We start from the raw sequence: 18,832 nt of genomic DNA on the forward strand, positions 1-18,832 counted from the left end.
CTTCCGCTGCTATCCTTGATCGGCGGCGGACCGATGGCCCACGCATCAGATGCCCTGCCGATCGCTGATGGTTCCTATATGCGGTCAGCGAATGCATGCGAGCAGTTTCGCAAGGGCGAACTGGATTCGATCGAGTTTTCCGTCTCGAAGGCTGGTCACGCCTATGAGGTTCCCGAAGTGGGATGCGTCGTCGCATCCGTTCGAAAGCTGCGGATAAATCGTTATGCGGTAGAAGCCGATTGCCTGGAGACCGGCAATCCTTTCCAGCGATCGTTCATATTGGACGTCGAGGGCGAGCAGACAATACGAATTGACGGCGAGCAACTGACTGCCTGCAACGCTAAGCCTCCAACCGCCAAGCTCAGCCAAGGTACCGACCTTCCCGGCATCACGATCGTCCCTGCCAACAGGGAAAGCGGCAGGAACGCTGAAACCCCAACAGCGCCTTCACCGACCAGGCTGATCCGTCAATGGCAAGCTGCCAATGAAAATTGTCGTGGCGGCTCAGGTGATGATCCCCAGACCGAAAAGGCCTGCAATGCGCGAGACGCACTGTCCCGCCAGCTTGAAGCTGCCAAATGGTGCTATGGCAAAAAGGGCCAATCAAGCTATCAGTACAAATGGCACCGCTGCGGGAAGGGCTCGATCCACTTCTAGGGCTGCTATCGGATTTCCAGCGGTCAGACAGCCCGCAGTGTGAAGAAGCCGCCAGAGCCGGACTACATCCAACTTCCGAGTGCGTTGAAACCGAGGCGTGAAGTTCACCAACTTCGAAACAATGATTCGACAGGGTTGCCTGACTACCACTAGACTTCTGCCTGGGGTTTCCGGGCATGTTTCGCTTCTTTTCCATTCGAGTCCTGCTGTTTGTCGCGTCGATTTTGCCGGGCGCTCCGGCCCACGCCGGCTTGCAATTCCAAGCCGGACAGACTGACTGGGGGCTGCACTACATTACGGTATCAGGCGATTTCGCCTATCAGGACGACCTGTCTCTCTTTGAGAACCAGGTGCGATCCAACACTGCGACGGCGGTCACGTTCTCATCTCCAGGCGGCAACATCCAGAAGGCTATGGAACTCGGCCGCCTCATTCGCAGGCTAGGCATCAATACGATCCAGTTCAGGGCCGTCGAATGCGCTTCCGCATGCTCGCTTGCTTTCCTGGGCGGCGTCATCCGCTACGCTGACCCAGGCTCCATTGGCGTTCACAAGTCGTCGTTCCAGGGCGATGTCCCCTGACAACCCAGGAAGCCGTCTCCGCCGTTCAGCAAATTACCGCAGATGTCATCACCTACATGATCGAGATGGGTGTCGACCCGGCCCTGCTTCAGCTTTCGCTGCAATATGACAGCAACGACATCCGCTATCTGTCGATGAGCGAGATGGTGAAATACAAGGTTGTTACCTTCACGCCAGAGGCCAGCCCTAGCCAGGTTGCGAGCCAGGTGCCGCCCTCGATGCCAACGCCTCAGCCGCAATCTACCACGCCCCCGCCCCCAGCCGCTTCGCCTCCCTCGGTTGCCGCCCCCTCGCCAACCGCCCCGTCGCTTGTAATTCCGCAAGCCCGCTCGGGTCGTATCGGGCACCCTAAAGGTTCGGCACCTCTGAAGGCGTTGCCGGAAGGAAAGTCGGCGAATGTCGCGGTGCTGAGGAACGGGAGTTGGGTGGCGATTCTTGGTAGCAGCGGTCGCTGGTATCGTGTTCAGACCGGAAATCAGGTGGGCTACATGCATGACACCTGGGTTCACGTCGACCAATACGACAGCGGCCCATTCGGAAAGAGGCATATCCAGGTCAAGAGCTTCGACAACTATGCGGACGCCGAGTCATATGTGCGCACTGCATCGATCCCTCTCTCCGCCTACCTTGCCACCAATGGCTGGTTCGCGATCACTTTGGAAAGCACATTCGACGAACCGATGGCCAAAGGTCTGGTTAGAGAGATGAAGGCGAGGGGCGCGATCCCAGACGATGCCTATGCCACGTTCGGCAACACCTACGTTCGCAAGGTGTGCTGCCAGTAGCACTCGCAGCGGCATAAAAACTCGCATTCTACCGTCCAGGAGAGAGGGCTTGGGCAAGGTTCAACGCTACGCAGACAATCGATACAATCGTCGGAAGCGTGGCCGACGCCACCGTTCCAGCGATATGCCGTTTTGGGCGAAGGTCGCTGCTGGCTTGACTGTCTTGGGCGGCCTTCTTGCCCTCGAATTTGGTCCGGCTGCTGTGGGCTGCAACATCAAGGGAAATATCAGCTACAATACCGGTGAGCGCATCTACCATATGCCGGGGCAGGAATATTACTGGCAGACGCGGATCAACCTACTGAAGGGTGAGCGCTGGTTTTGTTCCGAAGCGGCGGCAAGGGCCGCTGGATGGCGTAAGTCGCGCGTTTAGAGCTTCAGCTCGGCTGGGGCATCCGCCATCCGATATCAGCCCTGCCTTTGCAAGAGTTCGCACAGCGAACTGACAGCCTCGTCAATTCCTGGCTCGTTGCGCTTGTAGAAAACTCGTGTCCCAACCTTCGTCGCCGAAACCAACCTTGCCTCTGTGAGCCAGCGCATGTGCAGGCTGACCGATTCTTGCGAGATACCAAGCCTGCCGCAGATCAGTTTGTTCGTCAGGCCGGTCTGGCGAGCGGTGGGCACGTCCGGGAAATGCAGCTCTGGCCAGTTCAGAAAATCCAAGATCTTCAGCCTGCTTTCGCAGGCCAGCGCCTTGATGATGCGAGCGTCCATAGCCGTTCTCCATCAGATTGTTTCCGATGGGTGGCGCTATCCCGAACCGAACGGCGAGCGACAACGACATATTTGGAGTTGGTTTCTTTAAATTCGCGGGTCCATGAGCTCCTGCTCTTACTTGAATGTGTTCCCAAGCGCTGTCAGGCAATTTGCGAAGTCGGACTTCATCTTGTTGGACCGAACACGTTCGCCGGACTGTTTCACCTCTTGAACGTCGAGCTGCAGCGGTAGCTGTATATCCGTGTCGCCACCCTTGCTGTTGAAGGCGACGGTCAATTTGTTGGCTCGAAGGCCATCAAGAACCATGTCCAAAGTGGGCGACACCTCAAAAATGGAAAACAAAGCGCCTGGAGTATCGGAAGCGGGGGTGCCTCGGAGCGTTGCAAGGTTAGTCTTCAAATCGTCGTCAACCAGGTAAGCGCGAGACGGCGCGGATGGTTTAAGCCCGAGCGTTGGGTCATTGGGGTCAATTTCCAGCACAACCACTTTTAGATTCGCCCCAAGTTTGTTGCCGGCTCGCATGATGCCGACGTTTCCCGAAATTTTCAGAAATCCGCCTTGTCGATAGCTCCAATCTTGCAAGATCGCGTCGAAAATCAGGGTGCAGCCGGACAGCTGACCTTTATGCAAATACGGCTGCGATTGGACATCAAGTGTGCCGGCCATGGCAGACAGCGCCTGGTCTACTGCACTATCGGCCTGGCTGAAACTCGACGTCACATAAACAAGCCCTACGGCGAGAGCAAAGGATGAAGTTAGTTTCCGATAGCATTTAGTTTCAGCGTTCATAACTTCCCCCCGGAAAGCTCGATCAAGCGTCAATCCCGCCGCTCGAGCTGTCAAGGTGGCAGTCGCTTGCTGGAAGTTTGGCTGCAGAAAGCGAGATCAACGGGCGCGGTTGGAAAGCGGTTGTCCGAGGCCCCGTTTACGAGGAGAGGCGGGCTATCAGGAGGGTGTCCGTTATGCATCGCGAGCGAACTAGCACGTCATCGAGCCGCCGCTGTAGGTCAGAAAATTCGATTATCGCCTTGCTTGCTAGGCAAGACAGCGCTGAAGTTCAGTCGATCTGGCAGAACGAAAGCATCCTCGAATATCTGCTCCCCTCCGATAGCCGCCGACACACCTGGCACGCATGGCTAGCGGTCCATGGCGCTGCCATTCACGACGTAGCTGAAGCTTATCAATTCCTCACCTTCGCTAAATCCCGACAGATTCTGACGGATGCATTCGGCTCCTGCCCCGCGGGAATGGTCTCGGCACTCGGCAATTTCGGACCATTTGCGAGGCCAAAACACGCCTATATTGCGCTCCACCAAGTGCTTTCAGCAGACGGACCGCTAGCACACTACGTCCACCAGTCGGCGAAAATGGACGATGACGATCTGGCCTCACTCGCAACCGCCGTGACTATGACTGGGTCGAATCGGGTGGTCCGCGCTCTGCTGAAATGCAAGACATCCGCTCAGGCAATGGTCGACCTGCTGTGGGTGATTTCTCGGATGGCGTCGCGATACGAGGAACGGCACCTTGTTCGGTGCATCTCTGAGGGTCGTCAGCCAGCGAATATCTTGGCAAACCTGTATGGGCTGGTGCCATTCCCTGCGCCCCCATTTGAGCAGGTCGGCGCGCTGATTCCGATCACCACGGCCGACCAACTCCGAAAGGCGGGGCAACTTCTCAGGAATTGCCTGAGCAAGCGTGGCGAGGAACTCGCGGCAGCTGTCGCGTCTGTTCTGTCTGGTCAGCGGTATTTTTATAGGTGGGACGGCGAGAACCCAGCGCTGCTTGCCTTCGCCCGGTGTGGTTCTGCTGGTTGGATCTTGGCGGAGCACTCTGGTCCAGCGAACAGTCGCGTTCCGGCCGCTGTTATCGAGCAAGTTGAAGATGTGTTGGCTGATATCCCCAGCGTGTTCATCGGCAACGCCGGTTCGGGAATGCTTCGATGGATTTGTACGAGGTAGAGTTCGACCGTTGATTAGGTCTCGGCCAAAAGCTACGAAGCTTCGATTGTCATGAAGGAGAAAGCCTTGGCCGACGAGACCCTGAACCTGATCGAGCTAACCGCCGACATCGTGTCGGCCTACGTCAGCAACAACCCGGTGCCGGTTGCATCCCTTCCGGATCTAATCGCAAGCGTGAATTCGTCACTCACGAAGGTCGGGCAGCCGACCGAACCCGAGACGCCGGCCAAGGCTCCTGCGGTAAATCCGAAAAGATCGGTGCTCCCCGACTACATCATCTGCCTCGAGGACGGGAAGAAGTTCAAATCGCTGAAGCGACATCTCGGCGTGCACTACGGCCTGACGCCCGACGAGTACCGTGAGAAGTGGGGCTTGGCACGCGACTATCCGATGGTGGCGCCGAACTATGCGGAGCAGCGGTCAGCGTTGGCAAAGGCGAGCGGGCTTGGGCGGAAGCCGGCCGTCAAATCAGCCAAAAAGGCGTCGGCACGGCGGAAGGTTTAAGAGCACAAGGGCCGTCCCGATCCGTCTGAAGCCGCGGAATGTCTGCCAACAAGCCGAATAGGCACCATTTCTTGCCGGTTTTCTACCTGCGTCAGTGGGCAGGCGCTGACCAGAAGATCGTGCGCTTTACCCGGCCCTACGGTGACGTAGTGAAGCCGCTCCGTGTCCACCCCGACGGTGCGGGGTACATTGAGCATCTATACGCGGCGCAAGGCCTGCCTGACGAAGCAAGACAAGACCTGGAAACTGATTTTCTATCGCCAGTCGACAGCCGGGCAGCAGACGCGCTCAAGGCGCTGCTCGCCGGGAATGTTCTAACTCAAGCTCAGCGAAATGCGTGGGCAGGGTTCATCGCCACACTTCTTTTTCGGATGCCAAATGACATTACGAAGTTTAAGGAGAATATCTCGCAAATCTGGCAGATGCTCATCCCCGGATTCGAGAAAATATATAATGCGTTACCCGCCCAAGATCAGGCTGGGTCGTTCGAGGAATTCTTCAACGGTGCTAGCAAAGACATCCTGGCTGGCAAAGCGATCGAAGCAGCCCGTAAGCTCATGGGCGATGAAGACGTTGTCCGCAGCCTAGCGGCCTTGGAATGGTCGGTCCTGACGACGGACAACGCTAAACACGAACTTCTCACATCGGATCGGCCGGTAGCTCACTCTTATAGCCTGCATCATCCGGAGTCCCATCTGTTCGTGCCGATAGGACCTAGCAGGGTGTTTTTAGCGGTTAGGGACCGTTCGTTAATAGCGAAAATAAAAGCGGAAGGCGCGGACAAGCTTGTGCGGGTCCTCAACGACTTCGTTGTGTCGAATGCCACCGTCACGGTTTGCGGCCGCACGGACAGTCAATTGCAATTTATCCAGAGGCGAATGGGGATCGAAACGCAGCCGAGTTTGGTATCGCGGCTTCCAGAGATGCAAAGCGCAATTTTGGCGGACGTTATGGCGGTTTGGGAAAGCCAGTCCACTCTTTTTGCTCAAGCCCTTCCGGAGAAGCTCAAAGGGCTCGAACGGGGCGGAAAGAGCTAAGTCCGGGGTGCTGAGATGCCAATACATCCCTATTCATCCCGCCAGATCACCCGCTTTTCCCATCGGATTTGCACCAGGCGCCGAAACCGAATCGTGTGGGCCTGCTCGCCGGTCGGGTGGAATAGCTGCGCGCTCATCCATTCCCGGCTTTTACACTGCTGGCATCGGACCTTCTCTCGCACATCGTCGATCGTGACGTTGCCGATGACCTCTCGCAGTTCGGCTGGCTTGTAGTAGCGCGTGACGTTGCACTTGCCGCAGCGGATGCCCGCCACCTGCCCGGCATCATGGGCATGCATTAGGGTCCAGGCGGCGCCTCTCGGCCACTTTTCGGGTTGCTCCGGCATGCCTTCGAATTGAGAACATATTCCTGTCTGGTCAAGAGCGGCTTGACTCTTTTGTTCCCATTTTGTTCACTGTTGCCCATGAGCGACGAAATCAGATTGCCCCGGCCGGAATACGCCACCTCGCCAGGCGTTCAGCACCATTTCTGCGAACATGATGGGTGCGGCAAGGATGCCGGGTGGGGCTTCGCCAAGCCGAAGCAGGCGCCGCACTGGTTCTGCTATGAGCACCGCGGCGAAGGCGAGCAATTCCTATAGGAGCATGACAGATGTCCCGTCATCAATTCGTGCATGAACTGGAATGCACCGCCGACCACATCGCTGACGCTTCACGGGCGGATTTGCAAGTGCTGCTCCGCCGGGCCGCGCTGCTGCTTCGCAATGTCGGCGGGATAAACCTCGATCCGCGTACCGACGATGCTCTGACCAGCCTGGCGGCCGAGCTGGGGACGGCTAGGCCCGATCTGGTGGAGACGATTGTCGGCGAATGGCTCGTCGCCAATTCGTATCTGCCGGTGCCTCATGCGGTTGACGAAGAGAGCCCAGTGGAGGGCAACGGATGATCAGCAGGCCAAGGCGCGAAGGCGATTACACCGATCGGGACATCGACTGCCAGGAGGCGATGGAGCCCGGTTTTCAGGCGATCATTGATTGCATGAGCGAGGCCGGCTGGACGTGCGAAGAGGCCAAGCGTGCACTGCGGCGCCTGATCGCAGCCGACAACATGAAGCAAAAGGAAAACGCCAAGGTCGAAGCGGAGCTGGCGATCGCGCGGGCGATGATCCGCGCCGGCCGGCCGAAGCCATAGTAGGGTGACTACCCAAAAATGGGAAGCTGAGGTCTAGGCTTGACGACTTTCCGTTTACCGTTGTCACGTAGATAGGGTTTATGAAAGCCGCTGTTTTGCTTGTAATGTCCGCGCTGCTCATCACCCAGCGCCAGGCGAGAAATATGATGAAAAGAAGATGGTTGGAGAGGTTGATGCTGCTCTAACTCTGGCGTGGGGCGTGAACTGTTACAATGCGACCAATGACCAGACGTATGTCGAAGAGGCGCCGTTCCTAGCTCTGGCTCATTTGAAGGCCGCTGGCTTCGAGGACGACTTCATTCAGGAGTTCTGGGCCAAGCTCATGCCGAAGTTCAGGCAGAAGAGCTTCCGCAAGGCCGATGTCACGCTCCAAGCGTGCCTCACTTACTTTGGTCACATGCGAGCACTTCATCCAGGGTACATGAAGCTGACGCTCCCGGAGTAGGAATGCGCGACTTGCTACTCCGGCTTAGACACGGCGCTGTCGTCTAGCTCGGCCTCCAGCTGATCACTTACCGATTTAGGTTCGCTCCCGAGCGGTAGTCCGTCGAAGCCTTGTAGCCAAGCCTCTGCATATTCATTCCAATAATCGGGGACGGAGCGTTCCTTGCCATCTTTCCGCGCCTGCTGGCCGTACATCCAGGCATAGGTGACGCGCTCCTGATCCTTCTTGGCGACGGCCATCCTTAATCCTCCCTGAAATCCTGCAACGAAGCGTGCCGCAAATCGTCTTCGCCACGTAGGTGTTTCACGCGGCCGATCAAGCCCGGCTTGACCCATTGTGTCGCGGGCCGCTTCATCCCCTTGGGTGGCGGCCCGGAACGGTCCTGCACGCGCTGCCAGAGCCGCTCGCGCATCTCTCGGCTCAGGGTGATGAAGGCGGCGCCGACATACCGGCCCGTCCCGCGCTCGGCCATTAGCGCGAATGCCGGCTTGCCGGGCTCCCGCTCGACGCCGAGCAGATCGTATTCGTCGATGGCATAGGATTTGATCTTCAGCCACGCCGTCGAATTGCCACTCCGATAAACGCTGTTCTTGCGCTTCGACACCATGCCCTCAAGTCCGGCTTGGTCGATCAGGTGGAAAATGGACTTGGCGTCACCCGGCAACGCTTGGCTGAACTGGATGCGCTGGCCCTCCGGTAGCAGGGCCTCGAGGATGTCGCGCCGATCGATCAACGGCATGTCGCGCAAATCGTGGCCGTTCAGATGCAGCAGATCGAACGCCACGAAATAAAGGTCGTGCTGGCGCCGAGTGATGGCCTTCCGTAGCTCGCCGAAGTTCGAATGTCCCGCCTCATCCAAGACGACGATTTCGCCGTCGATGATGGCGCTTGCGGCATTGAGCTCGCCGGCGGCTTTGACAAGATCCCGGTACTTCGCGGTCCAGTCGAGCCCGCGGCGCGTGAAGATGCGAACGCCGCCCTCGTCGCGAACGATCTGTGAGCGGTAGCCGTCGAATTTTACCTCGTGAATCCAGCCGTCGCCCTCCGGCGGCTTGTCGACCAGGATGGGCAGCAACGGGGGAATGAAGGATAGCCGGACGCCGGCGGCAGGCTTACGCATGGAACGGCCCAACAATGCGAAATTGATTCAATATCGCACGAGCGCGGACGTTCCGTTAGCGATCGCTGAATAAAGGCGCGGGCGATCGTGGGAATATCCAGCGGAACAAATTGCCCGCATGGGAGTTTGCAGGTCGCTACGGGGACTTCGCGATGCTGCTTTCCTTGGACGATGCGATCTCGTCGGCTGTTCTGGCCGGCAGAGGCCACGACGCGGAAATTTTCGGGGTGGTCGACCTCACCAGCAAAATTGAAACGCGGATCGGCGCCATAAGCTTAGGGCACGCCGTCCAGTTCGTCGCAAATGCGTCGGTGCTCGGCTATGACGTTCGCGGCGCCATGGTGCTATATGGTTTGCCAGGGACGCCGAGCCTCAGGAAATGGGACTGCGACCGCCTTTGGGTGCAGTACGGTGGGGCGCTTCTCCAGCCCTAAGCACGGCGCATCACTGCCACAAACCCGGTTTGGTCCATTGGGTCGCCAGTCGCTAATAGGCGCGATTGCCGGCTAGACGCCGTCAATGGCACGGGAAGACATCCATAAGAGCAAACAATAGGAGTATTTCTGTTGATTTGTTGCCTTCTATATCTTCATTGTCAACATATCTCATCAGTATTTCGTCGTATTGCTTGCTAGAGATAGGCAATTTCTGTGGTGGACAATACAACGGATCCCGCTCCTGATGCTCCAGGACAGCGTTTGCTATATCGAAGCTCTGCCCCATCGTCAGTATCAATGCATCTGACAAATCGGTGTTGCGGCCTGAGATATAATCTTTCAAGCCTAGGGCGTATGACTTGCCTGCGAACAAGGTTAAAGCTAAAACGATAATAGAAATAATGTTTTTCATTCTTGGCCCCTCTCACACGCCGGTTCTCTTTCCGGTCGACTTCAGCTAGTCGGTTGCCTGTGGATTCGCAAATGTTTTTCGCTGGTTTCGCTCGCCGCTGGCCGGATAGCTTCTGGACTCTCTCCCCGAACGGAAGCATTCTCTCCTTGGGGAGAGAGGGGCGTGGGGAAAGACAACCATGACAATCGGCCTAATCGGTTGCGAAAGCGCACCGATCGAATGCCCGCTCGACGGCTGCCGCGTCCGCTCTCAGGGATGCTCTTACTAGGCGTTGGTACGCTTGCCGCGGCGCTCACCCAATTCTCAATGCAGCACAGCGACCGCACCACCAATCTCAGCCTATCAAGTTGGACCGGTCGGACACCGGCGCCGATCACCGGAGTCGCATCCGTCATCGACGGTGACACGATCGAAGTTCACGGGCAGCGGATCCGCTTCAACGGCATCGACGCGCCGGAGAGCAAGCAATACTGCGACGACGCCAAGGGCTTCGAATATCCGTGCGGCCGGCGATCGGCCGAAGCGCTGGATAGCTTCCTGGCGGCCTCGAGGCCGGTGCAATGCACGTTCGTGAGTTGGGATCGCTATCACCGCTACGTCGGCGACTGCCGGCGCGCCGACGGCGCTAGCGTGGCGGCATGGATGATCGAGCACGGCCAGGCGCTCGATTGGCCCCGCTACAGCAACGGCGCCTATGCAGCGGAGCAGGCTAAAGCGGAAGCGGCGAAGATCGGTCTGTGGGTCGGCAAATTTGATGCGCCGTGGGACTGGCGCGCATCGCACGACGACGGCGCGGCGCCGGCGAGCCAGCCGCTCGGCATCGTCAGCCGCAAGCTGGTCGCGCAGAGTGGCTATTCATGCGAACCACGGCGTACGTGCAAACAGATCGGATCGTGCGACGAAGCTCAATGGTATCTGCAGAACTGCTCGTGGGGAGGGAAGCTGGATCGGGACGGCGACGGAGTGGCGTGTGAAACCCTTTGCTAGGGTATAGGCGATCCCCCTAGCCGATCATGCCGAGGCTTCATCCTGCATGGATTGACTGCGGTGCTTGTCTAACGCCTTGGTGCTCGGCATCAAGGCGGCGTTTTCGGGTAGGCGTAGCGCTCGCCCGCGTAGTTCTTCGTATTCGGTCTTCAAAAGGGCACACGATACTTGGACGATCATATTCTCAGTATCGATCCAGATGAGACCGCAGTCGAAGAGGGTATGCAGGTCCGACCGTAGCAGCAGCCCGTTATTGACGACGTTCGTAGCGTCGCCTTTGTAGGGCGAGATATGTGCCGCTTCCAGCACGTCGACTACGCTGCAGCTGCTGATGGCGCAGCGGCCGTCATAGGCGGAGAGCAGGGCGTCGCGGAACTGCTGCTGCCCTCTACGCTGAGCAATCGTGCGTGCAATCCGTTCGCGCGCATCCTGGACGCTGTTCGGATCAAAAACGTCAGGGTCCGATTCCTCCGGTGCTATGATCGACGGATGGCCTTGGTCGGCTCGATGCAGAATGAAGCTCGTGGGAGAGCCGCCGGAGTGGCTAACATAGTTGAACGGACCTAGATAGCGAAACCCGGCACCTTCGAACTCGTATTTGCGCTGGCGATAAAAGACCAGCAGCTCGAGTCCGTTTGCTCGATGATCTATGATCAATGAGTCGGTTCGGCCGCTCATCTGACCTTGCCAGTGCAGAACGTCGCCAACGAGCGAGTCATGGTACTGCGTCCTGTCGGCGGTCTTTTCAGCCGTGACAAAAAGCCAGACCCATCGAGTTCCGTTCAGGCGGAAGACGCCGGTATTCAAGGTGGCATCAACGATCCCGAACATTTGGCGAAGTCGATCGCGAGTGTAGACCTCGTGGATTTGCAAGTGCTGTGATGGCATTTCCGCCGAAGGGGCGGTTACTTGGAAGCCGAGCTGCTCAAGCTTCTTGCGGACTGTAGCGTCACCGCCACTGAAATCCGAGGCCTTCAATGGACCGAGGTCCGGGCGGGCGTAGCGATGGGCGACGCCGACGATCGCCTTTGAGTCGTACGGTTTTCCTTCGTGCTCCAACATGTATGCGCGGGCTTTGCCAAACCCGTAGCGCTCTAGAAAGGTTGGCCGGCCGAGCTGTTGGTATTCTTCGATCGCACGAAGAACGGCAGTCCTGTCGATGTGTTCGAATCCCACATTGCGCTCCCAGATCTTTCCGCTGAATATTCAGACACCCGCTCATTCCTCGTCGAAGACAGTCAGTCCTGCGACGCCTTCACTGGGAAGGTTTCCCTCTTTAGAGACATCGTCCCCAGGAAGGGGGCTGTCCTGCCAATATGCAAAATCAAGGTAACGCCGTTCCTCGGGCGGTGCGTTGCGCGTCGAGCGGTCGAGTTCGATTAAACGGCGCACATATTTCGGCAGTTCGCGCTGCGAGGAAGCGACCTCAATGGCTTCTCGACGAACCGTTCTTTCTGCGCCCACAGTCCGGGGCGCGGCCAGGTTCCTTACGTTCTTGAGAACCGAGGTCGGGAGATGGCCCCCGGAAGACGAGAGGCAGACCAGCGAGTGCCACGGATGCATCACGTGCCGCAGGTCTTTGATCTCATTTGAGCCCACCCGTTGTACGTCTTCGGGCAGGGCGATTGCGCATCCCCAAAAACTTGGGCCGCGGTAGGAATGTGAGCAGCTATTTGGCAAGCCGCGAAGGCCACTAAAATGGTCGAAATTGTAAAAGCAATACAGCGGGTCGAGGTTGTTAGCCTTGGCGTTGGTAACCAGCGTCTTCAACTGGCCATATTTGTCACCGGACTTGAAGAGGCTCTCATATCGACCGCTCGGAAACAGACGCTTGGCTTGCACCCTGTAGCCAACGCCGCGCCCCTTTCTGGTGAACCACCATTCCCAATCGGCACCGTGAACCTTTTCCTGTGGCTTGCTCGCTGGGATGATCGCAATGCCACTTTTCCAGTGGCGGAATGCAAGGTTGTAGAGGCAAGTTTCGGTTATCGTTTCCTCGCCGACGAACAGACCCATGCTACGGGCGGACGCCATCTGTCTCCAGACGCGGCCCGCCTCTGTTCGGAAACTAGAGCAGAGTTGGACAGTTGACGCCATTAACCCCCCGTGCCGCTGACATCCTTTTCAGAGGCTGTATCTAACCGCACAGATATCGATTCGAGAAGATGTGGGCCAGGATCATTGCCTTTAGACGTTCTTGGCTTGAAGGCTGAGCCGGGCTGAAGAGAGTACCAAGACCAGATTTTTGGCGGTCTGGGGGTAAAAGGGATTGCCGTTGATCGTCACAGCACCCGCCTCGTTAAGCCGACGCGCCAACTCGGAGTAAGACATCGTCTCCCAGGCACTGGGCAACAACTGGCGGATGTGGTTTGCAAATACGATCGCTCTTGCCCTGTTGGCCGCAGCCAGAATACCTCCATTTTTTCCAAGCACTGCTCCTCTGCGCTTGGCTTGGGCCAGCGCCGCTTTGGTCCGTTCTGAAATCAGTCGCCGTTCCTCCTGAGCTAGCGCGGCGAAGATATGTAGCTGAAAGTCCGTGGCATTCGGCATCTCAACGACGACAAGGCGGACTCCCTTTTCCATCATCGCTGAAATGAAGCTGACACGGCGCGAAAAGCGGTCTAACCGGGCAATTAGCAGGGAAGCTCCGGCTTTTTTGGCGGCGTTTATCGCTTTTGCCAGTTCGATTCGTCGATCGTTCCTGCCAGATTCCACCTCAACGAGTTCTCCGACCAGCTCGCCGTGAGCACCGGCAAATTGCCGGACCATCTGCTGCTGAGCCTCCAAACCAAGTCCGGATCGAGCCTGTTTTTTGGTCGAAACGCGGTAATAGCCGACGTATTTCATGAGGCTCCTTCAAACATAAACGCTGGTTTATGTTTTAAGGGCTTCCTCAGACCTTGGGCTTGGGACAACGGTTCTCTATGGTTCGGAAAGCTAACTGGTACCGGTGCGGTTGGAATCGACGACCCCGCGATAGCTGCTGGCAATTTTTAGAGAGGCGGTGGCGTCTCGGGCCTCAAACCGACATGCGATATGTTTCACTAACATTCCACAGCGTCAACAAAGGCAGAAAGGCAACGATGCTTCTTTTGAATTGACCCAGGATCGCGTTCATGCTGAGCGTTTATGTTGGGGATGACAGCGCGGCTTCGCGCTGTAGTCACAAAGGCGGCCGCGCCTTGGGGTAGTCCTATCGAGAAAACGACAATAAGAAAGACCTCGTGGGGGGGTGGATAGTGGCAGTAACATTCGAGGCCTTGAACAGGCTGCGTGAAAAGGTGAGAGAGTCCCACCATGATTTTCGAGTAGGGACGGAAATCTTCCCTACCCTCGACGTGGAACGGGTCGCGCGAGATCTTTCACTTGAGGACACCGGCCGACGGCGGGGTAGAGAGAACCAGCCTTCGAAGTCTTCCAAGACGTTGGACGACGTCGAGAACACGATTGTAGAGCGGATCGAGGCTGAGAAGAAAGCCGCTCATCAAACTCTCGAAGACAACCTGCAACTCTTTGCTGGGCGTCTCGGCAACCTGAATTTCGAGGAACAGTTTGGCCTCATTAGGCAAACCAACGCTTCGAGCGTATCCAATTTCAAAGCTGCAGTAACGGTCGGCGTGGACAAGCTTCACGGGTTGAGGGACGCACTCAATGAGGCCAAAAGGGAACATACCTGGTTCAAGGAAAAGCACGGGCTCGTACGCGCTGCAAGGGTCACAGAAGGGACTGCTCACTACTTGAGAATAACGCTCCTTCTATTCCTGTTCGGAGGGGAAACCGCAGGCAACGCTGCTTTTCTAGCGAAGGGCAATGCGCAAGGCTACTTCGGCGGATTGATCGAGGCCGCCCTTTTCTCTTTAGTCAATATTGGTGTGGCCCTCTTGGTAGCAATCTACCTTGCACGCTTGGTTACCCATAGGTCGTGGTTCGTAAAGTTTTGGGGTTCCGTATCCATCGTAGCGTACTTAGCCGCAGCGTTTCTGATAAACCTCGTTCTCGCACACTACAGAGAGGTCAGCGGTACTTGGATAGAGGGAGCAGGTGTCGTCGCCTACCGACATATGCGGGACAACCCATTTGGATTGAACGATGTCAGTTCATGGCTGCTTTTCTGCGTTGGGTTCATATTCTCGCTGATTGCATTCATCGACGGGTGTTACGTGCGTGACCCCTACCCTGGCTTTGCCGGGGTTGAGAAGCGCCTGCGCGATCGGCGCGATGAGTACGTGTCCGAGAAGGAAGACCTTATCGAAGAGCTTAAGAGTGTGCGCGACCAACACAATGAAGGGATTGAGGAGGTCATCAAGGGTCTTGGAGCCCGGAGGAGGGAGTACCTTGCCATCATGGAGCATAGGTCCAGGCTTCTCTCGCTCTTCGCGCAACACCAGGACCACCTGGAAAGAGCAGCCAACCAGCTCCTCTCAAAGTATCGCGAGGCCAACATCCACGAGCGGAAGGATCCTGCTCCGAAACATTTCTCGACTTCCTTCAAGCTGGAGCGAATAAAGCCCCGCGTTGCGCTCAATGACGAGTGGACGGACAAGGAGCTGGCGGCATCGGTCAGGCAAGCTCAGGAGGAGCTATCAGAGCAAATCAAAGCAATCGGCATCGAGTGCGAGAACGGTATCGAGAAGTACCGGGAACTCGACAATCTCTTCCCGGACGAAGTGAATGGCAAAGCGATCCCGTAGGAAACGAAAGGGCAATGTTCGGGAAGTTGTGGTTGGGACAGCCCTGCTTCTTCTCTTCGTTTTGATGTTGTCCGGCTTCGTTTGGCTCTGGCTCCGATCTGGAGGCGTTGAGGTCGACTCTAAGAACTGCCCGGTCGACGGGCCAAACAGTGTCACGGCGGTGTTGATCGATACGACCGATCCAATATCGGTCACTACATTGACTGATCTGAGAAACGAACTCAGTAAGGCTGTTAGAGAAACCGAGCCCGGCGGTTACCTACGGATTGCGAACGTCACCGCAACAGCTGGGAAGGTCGAGACAAAGTTCGACGCCTGTAATCCAGGCGACGCGTCGTCGGTCGATCAATGGACCCACAATCGTCACCAGCAGCAAGACAAGTGGGAAAAGACATTCCATAGGCCACTCGACGAACTTTTGAACGAGATCGGTCAGTCATCTGGATCGCAACAGTCTCCGATAATGGCGGCCATCCAGACCACCAAACTGAACCTGTTTGACAGCGATCTGGCGAAGCATGCTAAAAAGATCTTGATCGTCGCCTCGGATATGATCGAGCACACTGACCTTTACTCGCAATACAAGTTCGGGGTCGAATACCGGAAATTCGAAGACAGCGCTGCCAATCTTCAGTATGGGACCTCCTTAGATGGCATATCTGTCGTCATCTTGTATGTTCGTCGACAGAACAAAAAATTCTCAACCGACGAGCATGAACAGTTTTGGGGCAAGTGGGTCAGACTTCATCACGGAGATATGGACAAGCTTGTCCCGCTTGAGGGGCTAAATTAATGGCTATTAGAAACCGATACACGGTCTCGGCATCCGCGAATTTCGCGTTGGTCGTCTACGGATTGTTCACCATCGGTGGCTGCATCTTCATCGCGGCAGCGAAGCTATCCGGAGTAGATCTGCGTGTCTCGATATCTGTTCCGATAGCGCTGATGCTCGGTTACCTCGCCGTTTCCATCGCCGTCGGCCGACTGCGGCTGCATGACGAGCAAACGGGGGACAACCTCTATTACATGGGATTTCTTTTTACACTCTCTAGCTTGGGTGTGGCTCTGTTTCAGTTCACCTCAAGCGGGTCGACTGACGAGGTGGTGAGGAATTTCGGTGTTGCTGTGACGTCGACCATTATGGGTATTGCGCTCCGGATTTTCTACAATCAAACCCGCCGCGATCCGATCGACATCGAACGGTCCGCCCGTCACGAGTTAGCCGACATGACGAGACGTGTTCGCGTTGAGCTAGAGAGCGCGTCACGCGAATTTGCCGACTTTCGTCGAGTGAGCAATCAGATGCTGGAGGAGGGGTTTGGAGAAATCGTGACCCAAGCGCAACGAAATGGCGAGCACGTTAGAGAAACATTCGAAAAAATGGCAGCGGCGGCCATCAAGCCAGTGCAGGATGTTTCCGCCAGATTGAGCAATGCGATGGCCGAAAATTTCACTCGAGTTGAGGAGCAGTTCTCGGAAATAGCCAAGAAAGTCGAGGCTGCTTCGGCGCTGCTGGAAAGCGCAAATTCGACAATGGCCGGGTCTGTCTCGAGGCTCGGCGGCCAGGCTGACACAGTTGCCTCGAAGCTCGAAAGGGTTGTCGTACCAGACGAAGTCCTGAAGACGGAACTCGCTCCCATGGTCAAGCTCTTGGGTAATGCTGTTGCGCAGTACGCCATCAAGACTGAAACCGCTGCACAAGAACAGCAGGCCCGGATGTCAGCTATTATCGACGCAGTGCAGAGGGTAGCTGAGAAATCAGAAAACTCGGCGATTGCGGCTCAGAAAGTGGCTGAAGTGGCGGGCGATCAAAGGCGTCTCACGGAAACATTCCTTAGCTTTGTACAATCTCAAAGCAAGCAGATGAACGAACTGGTCGAAAAGCTTGTTGCAACGCAATCGCTGTTGGCATCGGCTCAGGCCCAGCCGATAGCGACAGAGGCACTCGCCCCCGATTTTGCCTCGGCTGGTCCCGCGAATGGCGGTGAATTTGAGCCAATAGCTTTACCTCCGCGGCCGGACGATGAGGCGGTGCCTGTCAAACGGGGCTGGTTTCGTTGAGTTCAGCAACCGCAACCTCGATCACAACCGAGAAGAAAGGCTACGGGCGAGGTCTTATCCTCGGTCTCACAATGGCCGAGACGATGCTATTGCTCGTCTTCTGCCTCTTGCTGGCCGCCGGCGCCATTATCGCAAAGGAGCGAAAGGTTGCAGTGGAAACGCAGAAAGTTGCAGAGGAAGCTAAGGCGAAAGCCGAAAGGGAAAACGAAAACCTTCGGAAGACGATCTCCTCCGTGAAGGCTGGAACCGGTCATTGGGTTTCCGAAGACGAATGGAAAGAATTGGTTCCTGCACAAAAGGCCGCCGATGCGATTGAGGCAGCGGGCCTTACACTGGACGAAGCTGTCGAACTTGCCCCCTCCACCAAGGTTCTGCGCGATAACGACATCACGGAGGAAATAATACGCGAATGGGTACCTGCACTTAAAACGCTTTCGGCCAAAGGGTTGTCGGCGAGGGACGTCGTGGCAAACGTGGAGAAGTCCGAGACCTCAAAGCCACACGAATGGCCGCCAATCATCAATCTCAACGAGCTCGAAGGCTATAATTTTGATCCTGGCAGCGCGGAGCTTTCCGACCAATTCCGAACGAAGCTGCGGCAGAAGTCGGCAGAGATAGCGGCGACCGCGAAAAAGTACCAAGTCGATATCATCGAGGTGATCGGGCACACTGACGAACAGACGATGAGCGGCGACTCATCCAATATGGATCGTGGTCTTCGACCGGTACTGGAGCGGAAAGAGCCAATCGGATATTTGCACCCTGCCGACAACGCCGGGTTGGGACTAGCGCGGGCAATCTCAGTTGCCAAGTTCCTGGAGGCGATTCCGCAATTGGAAGGCTTCACCATACTTCCGATGTCGGGCGGGCAGCTTATCCTTCCAGGAGACAAACTTACCGACGGGAACCAATTGGGAGATGTGAAGGCGCGGCGCCGCATCGAGATCAGGGTCAGAAAGAGCAATCCAGTCGCAATTGGCGTCGAATAGCCGTCGGAATTTCGGCGAGCGAGGATAAGTTGGGGGCAAATGACCTGCCTCCCGCGTGATGGCGCAGCGAGCGTCCTTCATCAAGGACCTTATACGCTGGTCCCAATCAACGCAGAGGACGCTACCCGCCTTCTGATTGGCCAGTCTTCGAAGGATCGGAGGCGCAATACCACTCGGTTTCGATGCAGGCGATCGCAGGACTGGAACATGACGCGACGCCCTGGCTGATTTTGCAGATGCTGCAACCGTCATTGAATTGCTGGCAGGTCGGATTTTCCCGAATCTTCTCAGCAGCG

General features: G+C 56.8%; 26 protein-coding genes. 17 read left to right on the plus strand and 9 right to left on the minus strand.

Going from position 1 to position 18,832, the window contains the following annotated elements; translation table 11 throughout:
* Positions 1-33: 33 nt before the first annotated feature.
* From EJ072_RS14100 to EJ072_RS14110, 4 genes are all read left to right on the plus strand, one after another.
* Positions 34-657 carry a hypothetical protein gene (locus EJ072_RS14100; protein ID WP_126080227.1) on the plus strand — a complete coding sequence of 208 codons (624 nt, stop codon included), beginning with the start codon at positions 34-36 and terminating at the stop codon, positions 655-657.
* Between the two features lie 176 nt (positions 658-833).
* Positions 834-1,238, plus strand: a complete 405-nt coding sequence (locus EJ072_RS36760) for a hypothetical protein (protein ID WP_245467308.1) — start codon at positions 834-836, stop codon at positions 1,236-1,238.
* Positions 1,239-1,294: 56 nt separating this feature from the next.
* Positions 1,295-2,023, plus strand: coding sequence for a hypothetical protein (locus EJ072_RS36765; protein ID WP_245467309.1), 729 nt, complete (start codon positions 1,295-1,297; stop codon positions 2,021-2,023).
* Between the two features lie 49 nt (positions 2,024-2,072).
* Entirely contained in the window at positions 2,073-2,396 is a 324-nt protein-coding gene (locus EJ072_RS14110) for a hypothetical protein (RefSeq protein ID WP_245467310.1), read from the plus strand.
* A 35-nt stretch (positions 2,397-2,431) separates the two neighbouring features.
* On the opposite strand, the gene EJ072_RS14115 is transcribed toward EJ072_RS14110, so the two are convergent.
* A complete protein-coding gene (locus EJ072_RS14115) occupies positions 2,432-2,737 on the minus strand; it encodes a helix-turn-helix transcriptional regulator (protein WP_126080228.1) in 306 nt (101 codons plus the stop codon).
* A gap of 117 nt (positions 2,738-2,854) precedes the next feature.
* Complete coding sequence (locus tag EJ072_RS14120; protein WP_126080229.1) at positions 2,855-3,529, minus strand: hypothetical protein; 675 nt, start codon at positions 3,527-3,529, stop codon at positions 2,855-2,857.
* A gap of 173 nt (positions 3,530-3,702) precedes the next feature.
* Between EJ072_RS14120 and EJ072_RS14125 the strand changes: the two genes are divergently transcribed.
* Genes EJ072_RS14125 through EJ072_RS14135 form a run of 3 tightly spaced genes read left to right on the plus strand, consistent with a single transcriptional unit; the run spans position 3,703 to position 6,242 of the window.
* Complete coding sequence (locus EJ072_RS14125) at positions 3,703-4,701, plus strand: hypothetical protein (RefSeq protein WP_126080230.1); 999 nt, start codon at positions 3,703-3,705, stop codon at positions 4,699-4,701.
* A 51-nt stretch (positions 4,702-4,752) separates the two neighbouring features.
* Positions 4,753-5,205: a MucR family transcriptional regulator gene (locus tag EJ072_RS14130; RefSeq protein ID WP_126080231.1), complete on the plus strand. Its 453-nt coding sequence runs from the start codon at positions 4,753-4,755 to the stop codon at positions 5,203-5,205.
* 38 nt (positions 5,206-5,243) lie between these two features.
* Positions 5,244-6,242, plus strand: a complete 999-nt coding sequence (locus EJ072_RS14135) for a DUF4238 domain-containing protein (RefSeq protein ID WP_126080232.1) — start codon at positions 5,244-5,246, stop codon at positions 6,240-6,242.
* A 29-nt stretch (positions 6,243-6,271) separates the two neighbouring features.
* Here EJ072_RS14135 and EJ072_RS14140 read toward each other — a convergent pair whose 3' ends face one another.
* Positions 6,272-6,541, minus strand: coding sequence for a hypothetical protein (locus EJ072_RS14140; RefSeq protein WP_126080233.1), 270 nt, complete (start codon positions 6,539-6,541; stop codon positions 6,272-6,274).
* 126 nt (positions 6,542-6,667) lie between these two features.
* Here EJ072_RS14140 and EJ072_RS35960 point away from each other — a divergent pair, with 126 nt between their 5' ends.
* From EJ072_RS35960 to EJ072_RS14155, 4 genes are all read left to right on the plus strand, one after another.
* The gene (locus EJ072_RS35960; protein ID WP_189343304.1) at positions 6,668-6,844 is read left to right on the plus strand and encodes a hypothetical protein; all 177 of its coding nucleotides are present in this window, start codon (positions 6,668-6,670) and stop codon (positions 6,842-6,844) included.
* Positions 6,845-6,855: 11 nt separating this feature from the next.
* Complete coding sequence (locus EJ072_RS14145) at positions 6,856-7,149, plus strand: hypothetical protein (protein ID WP_126080234.1); 294 nt, start codon at positions 6,856-6,858, stop codon at positions 7,147-7,149.
* Positions 7,146-7,394, plus strand: a complete 249-nt coding sequence (locus EJ072_RS14150; RefSeq protein ID WP_126080235.1) for a hypothetical protein — start codon at positions 7,146-7,148, stop codon at positions 7,392-7,394. Before EJ072_RS14145 ends, EJ072_RS14150 begins: the two co-directional genes overlap by 4 nt.
* A 157-nt stretch (positions 7,395-7,551) precedes the next feature.
* Positions 7,552-7,839, plus strand: a complete 288-nt coding sequence (locus EJ072_RS14155; RefSeq protein ID WP_126080236.1) for a hypothetical protein — start codon at positions 7,552-7,554, stop codon at positions 7,837-7,839.
* 14 nt (positions 7,840-7,853) lie between these two features.
* On the opposite strand, the gene EJ072_RS14160 is transcribed toward EJ072_RS14155, so the two are convergent.
* Together EJ072_RS14160 and EJ072_RS14165 are read right to left on the minus strand one after the other, a co-directional pair.
* Positions 7,854-8,078 carry a hypothetical protein gene (locus tag EJ072_RS14160; RefSeq protein ID WP_126080237.1) on the minus strand — a complete coding sequence of 75 codons (225 nt, stop codon included), beginning with the start codon at positions 8,076-8,078 and terminating at the stop codon, positions 7,854-7,856.
* Positions 8,079-8,080: 2 nt separating this feature from the next.
* Positions 8,081-8,959 (minus strand): ATP-dependent DNA ligase, encoded by an 879-nt coding sequence (locus tag EJ072_RS14165; RefSeq protein WP_126083628.1) that lies wholly within the window; start codon positions 8,957-8,959, stop codon positions 8,081-8,083.
* A gap of 152 nt (positions 8,960-9,111) precedes the next feature.
* Between EJ072_RS14165 and EJ072_RS14170 the strand changes: the two genes are divergently transcribed.
* Positions 9,112-9,393, plus strand: a complete 282-nt coding sequence (locus EJ072_RS14170) for a hypothetical protein (protein WP_126080238.1) — start codon at positions 9,112-9,114, stop codon at positions 9,391-9,393.
* Positions 9,394-9,475: 82 nt separating this feature from the next.
* On the opposite strand, the gene EJ072_RS14175 is transcribed toward EJ072_RS14170, so the two are convergent.
* Positions 9,476-9,808, minus strand: a complete 333-nt coding sequence (locus EJ072_RS14175; protein ID WP_126080239.1) for a hypothetical protein — start codon at positions 9,806-9,808, stop codon at positions 9,476-9,478.
* Between the two features lie 306 nt (positions 9,809-10,114).
* Between EJ072_RS14175 and EJ072_RS14180 the strand changes: the two genes are divergently transcribed.
* Entirely contained in the window at positions 10,115-10,795 is a 681-nt protein-coding gene (locus tag EJ072_RS14180) for a thermonuclease family protein (RefSeq protein ID WP_245467311.1), read from the plus strand.
* A gap of 24 nt (positions 10,796-10,819) precedes the next feature.
* Here EJ072_RS14180 and EJ072_RS36380 read toward each other — a convergent pair whose 3' ends face one another.
* The 3 genes from EJ072_RS36380 to EJ072_RS14195 form a co-directional block, all read right to left on the minus strand.
* Complete coding sequence (locus EJ072_RS36380) at positions 10,820-11,971, minus strand: HNH endonuclease (protein WP_210211648.1); 1,152 nt, start codon at positions 11,969-11,971, stop codon at positions 10,820-10,822.
* Between the two features lie 42 nt (positions 11,972-12,013).
* On the minus strand, positions 12,014-12,811 hold the full coding sequence (locus tag EJ072_RS14190; protein ID WP_126080240.1) for a DUF6615 family protein: 798 nt from the start codon (positions 12,809-12,811) through the stop codon (positions 12,014-12,016).
* Between the two features lie 171 nt (positions 12,812-12,982).
* Positions 12,983-13,642: a recombinase family protein gene (locus tag EJ072_RS14195; protein ID WP_126080241.1), complete on the minus strand. Its 660-nt coding sequence runs from the start codon at positions 13,640-13,642 to the stop codon at positions 12,983-12,985.
* Positions 13,643-14,034: 392 nt separating this feature from the next.
* Between EJ072_RS14195 and EJ072_RS14200 the strand changes: the two genes are divergently transcribed.
* Genes EJ072_RS14200 through EJ072_RS14215 form a run of 4 tightly spaced genes read left to right on the plus strand, consistent with a single transcriptional unit; the run spans position 14,035 to position 18,536 of the window.
* On the plus strand, positions 14,035-15,486 hold the full coding sequence (locus EJ072_RS14200) for a hypothetical protein (protein ID WP_126080242.1): 1,452 nt from the start codon (positions 14,035-14,037) through the stop codon (positions 15,484-15,486).
* The gene (locus EJ072_RS14205; RefSeq protein WP_126080243.1) at positions 15,467-16,279 is read left to right on the plus strand and encodes a hypothetical protein; all 813 of its coding nucleotides are present in this window, start codon (positions 15,467-15,469) and stop codon (positions 16,277-16,279) included. The genes EJ072_RS14200 and EJ072_RS14205 overlap by 20 nt, the downstream gene beginning before the upstream one ends.
* Positions 16,279-17,547, plus strand: coding sequence for a hypothetical protein (locus EJ072_RS14210; RefSeq protein ID WP_126080244.1), 1,269 nt, complete (start codon positions 16,279-16,281; stop codon positions 17,545-17,547). The genes EJ072_RS14205 and EJ072_RS14210 overlap by 1 nt, the downstream gene beginning before the upstream one ends.
* On the plus strand, positions 17,544-18,536 hold the full coding sequence (locus EJ072_RS14215; RefSeq protein WP_348639283.1) for a hypothetical protein: 993 nt from the start codon (positions 17,544-17,546) through the stop codon (positions 18,534-18,536). The genes EJ072_RS14210 and EJ072_RS14215 overlap by 4 nt, the downstream gene beginning before the upstream one ends.
* Positions 18,537-18,832 lie beyond the last annotated feature (296 nt).

Origin of the sequence: Mesorhizobium sp. M2A.F.Ca.ET.046.03.2.1 (assembly GCF_003952425.1) — a bacterium.
Lineage (GTDB): Bacteria > Pseudomonadota > Alphaproteobacteria > Rhizobiales > Rhizobiaceae > Mesorhizobium.

Coding starts and splice junctions, on each gene's coding strand:
- EJ072_RS14160 (WP_126080237.1), bottom strand. CDS start 8,078: ATGGCCGTCGCCAAGAAGGATCAGGAGCGCGTCACCTATGCCTGGATG.
- EJ072_RS36765 (WP_245467309.1), top strand. CDS start 1,295: ATGATCGAGATGGGTGTCGACCCGGCCCTGCTTCAGCTTTCGCTGCAA.
- EJ072_RS14165 (WP_126083628.1), bottom strand. CDS start 8,959: ATGCGTAAGCCTGCCGCCGGCGTCCGGCTATCCTTCATTCCCCCGTTG.
- EJ072_RS14180 (WP_245467311.1), top strand. CDS start 10,115: ATGCAGCACAGCGACCGCACCACCAATCTCAGCCTATCAAGTTGGACC.
- EJ072_RS14190 (WP_126080240.1), bottom strand. CDS start 12,811: ATGGGTCTGTTCGTCGGCGAGGAAACGATAACCGAAACTTGCCTCTAC.
- EJ072_RS14170 (WP_126080238.1), top strand. CDS start 9,112: ATGCTGCTTTCCTTGGACGATGCGATCTCGTCGGCTGTTCTGGCCGGC.
- EJ072_RS14140 (WP_126080233.1), bottom strand. CDS start 6,541: ATGCATGCCCATGATGCCGGGCAGGTGGCGGGCATCCGCTGCGGCAAG.
- EJ072_RS35960 (WP_189343304.1), top strand. CDS start 6,668: ATGAGCGACGAAATCAGATTGCCCCGGCCGGAATACGCCACCTCGCCA.
- EJ072_RS14100 (WP_126080227.1), top strand. CDS start 34: ATGGCCCACGCATCAGATGCCCTGCCGATCGCTGATGGTTCCTATATG.
- EJ072_RS14205 (WP_126080243.1), top strand. CDS start 15,467: ATGGCAAAGCGATCCCGTAGGAAACGAAAGGGCAATGTTCGGGAAGTT.
- EJ072_RS14135 (WP_126080232.1), top strand. CDS start 5,244: ATGTCTGCCAACAAGCCGAATAGGCACCATTTCTTGCCGGTTTTCTAC.
- EJ072_RS14195 (WP_126080241.1), bottom strand. CDS start 13,642: ATGAAATACGTCGGCTATTACCGCGTTTCGACCAAAAAACAGGCTCGA.
- EJ072_RS14130 (WP_126080231.1), top strand. CDS start 4,753: ATGAAGGAGAAAGCCTTGGCCGACGAGACCCTGAACCTGATCGAGCTA.
- EJ072_RS14125 (WP_126080230.1), top strand. CDS start 3,703: ATGCATCGCGAGCGAACTAGCACGTCATCGAGCCGCCGCTGTAGGTCA.
- EJ072_RS14120 (WP_126080229.1), bottom strand. CDS start 3,529: ATGAACGCTGAAACTAAATGCTATCGGAAACTAACTTCATCCTTTGCT.
- EJ072_RS36760 (WP_245467308.1), top strand. CDS start 834: ATGTTTCGCTTCTTTTCCATTCGAGTCCTGCTGTTTGTCGCGTCGATT.
- EJ072_RS14210 (WP_126080244.1), top strand. CDS start 16,279: ATGGCTATTAGAAACCGATACACGGTCTCGGCATCCGCGAATTTCGCG.
- EJ072_RS14115 (WP_126080228.1), bottom strand. CDS start 2,737: ATGGACGCTCGCATCATCAAGGCGCTGGCCTGCGAAAGCAGGCTGAAG.
- EJ072_RS14175 (WP_126080239.1), bottom strand. CDS start 9,808: ATGAAAAACATTATTTCTATTATCGTTTTAGCTTTAACCTTGTTCGCA.
- EJ072_RS14145 (WP_126080234.1), top strand. CDS start 6,856: ATGTCCCGTCATCAATTCGTGCATGAACTGGAATGCACCGCCGACCAC.
- EJ072_RS14155 (WP_126080236.1), top strand. CDS start 7,552: ATGGTTGGAGAGGTTGATGCTGCTCTAACTCTGGCGTGGGGCGTGAAC.
- EJ072_RS14150 (WP_126080235.1), top strand. CDS start 7,146: ATGATCAGCAGGCCAAGGCGCGAAGGCGATTACACCGATCGGGACATC.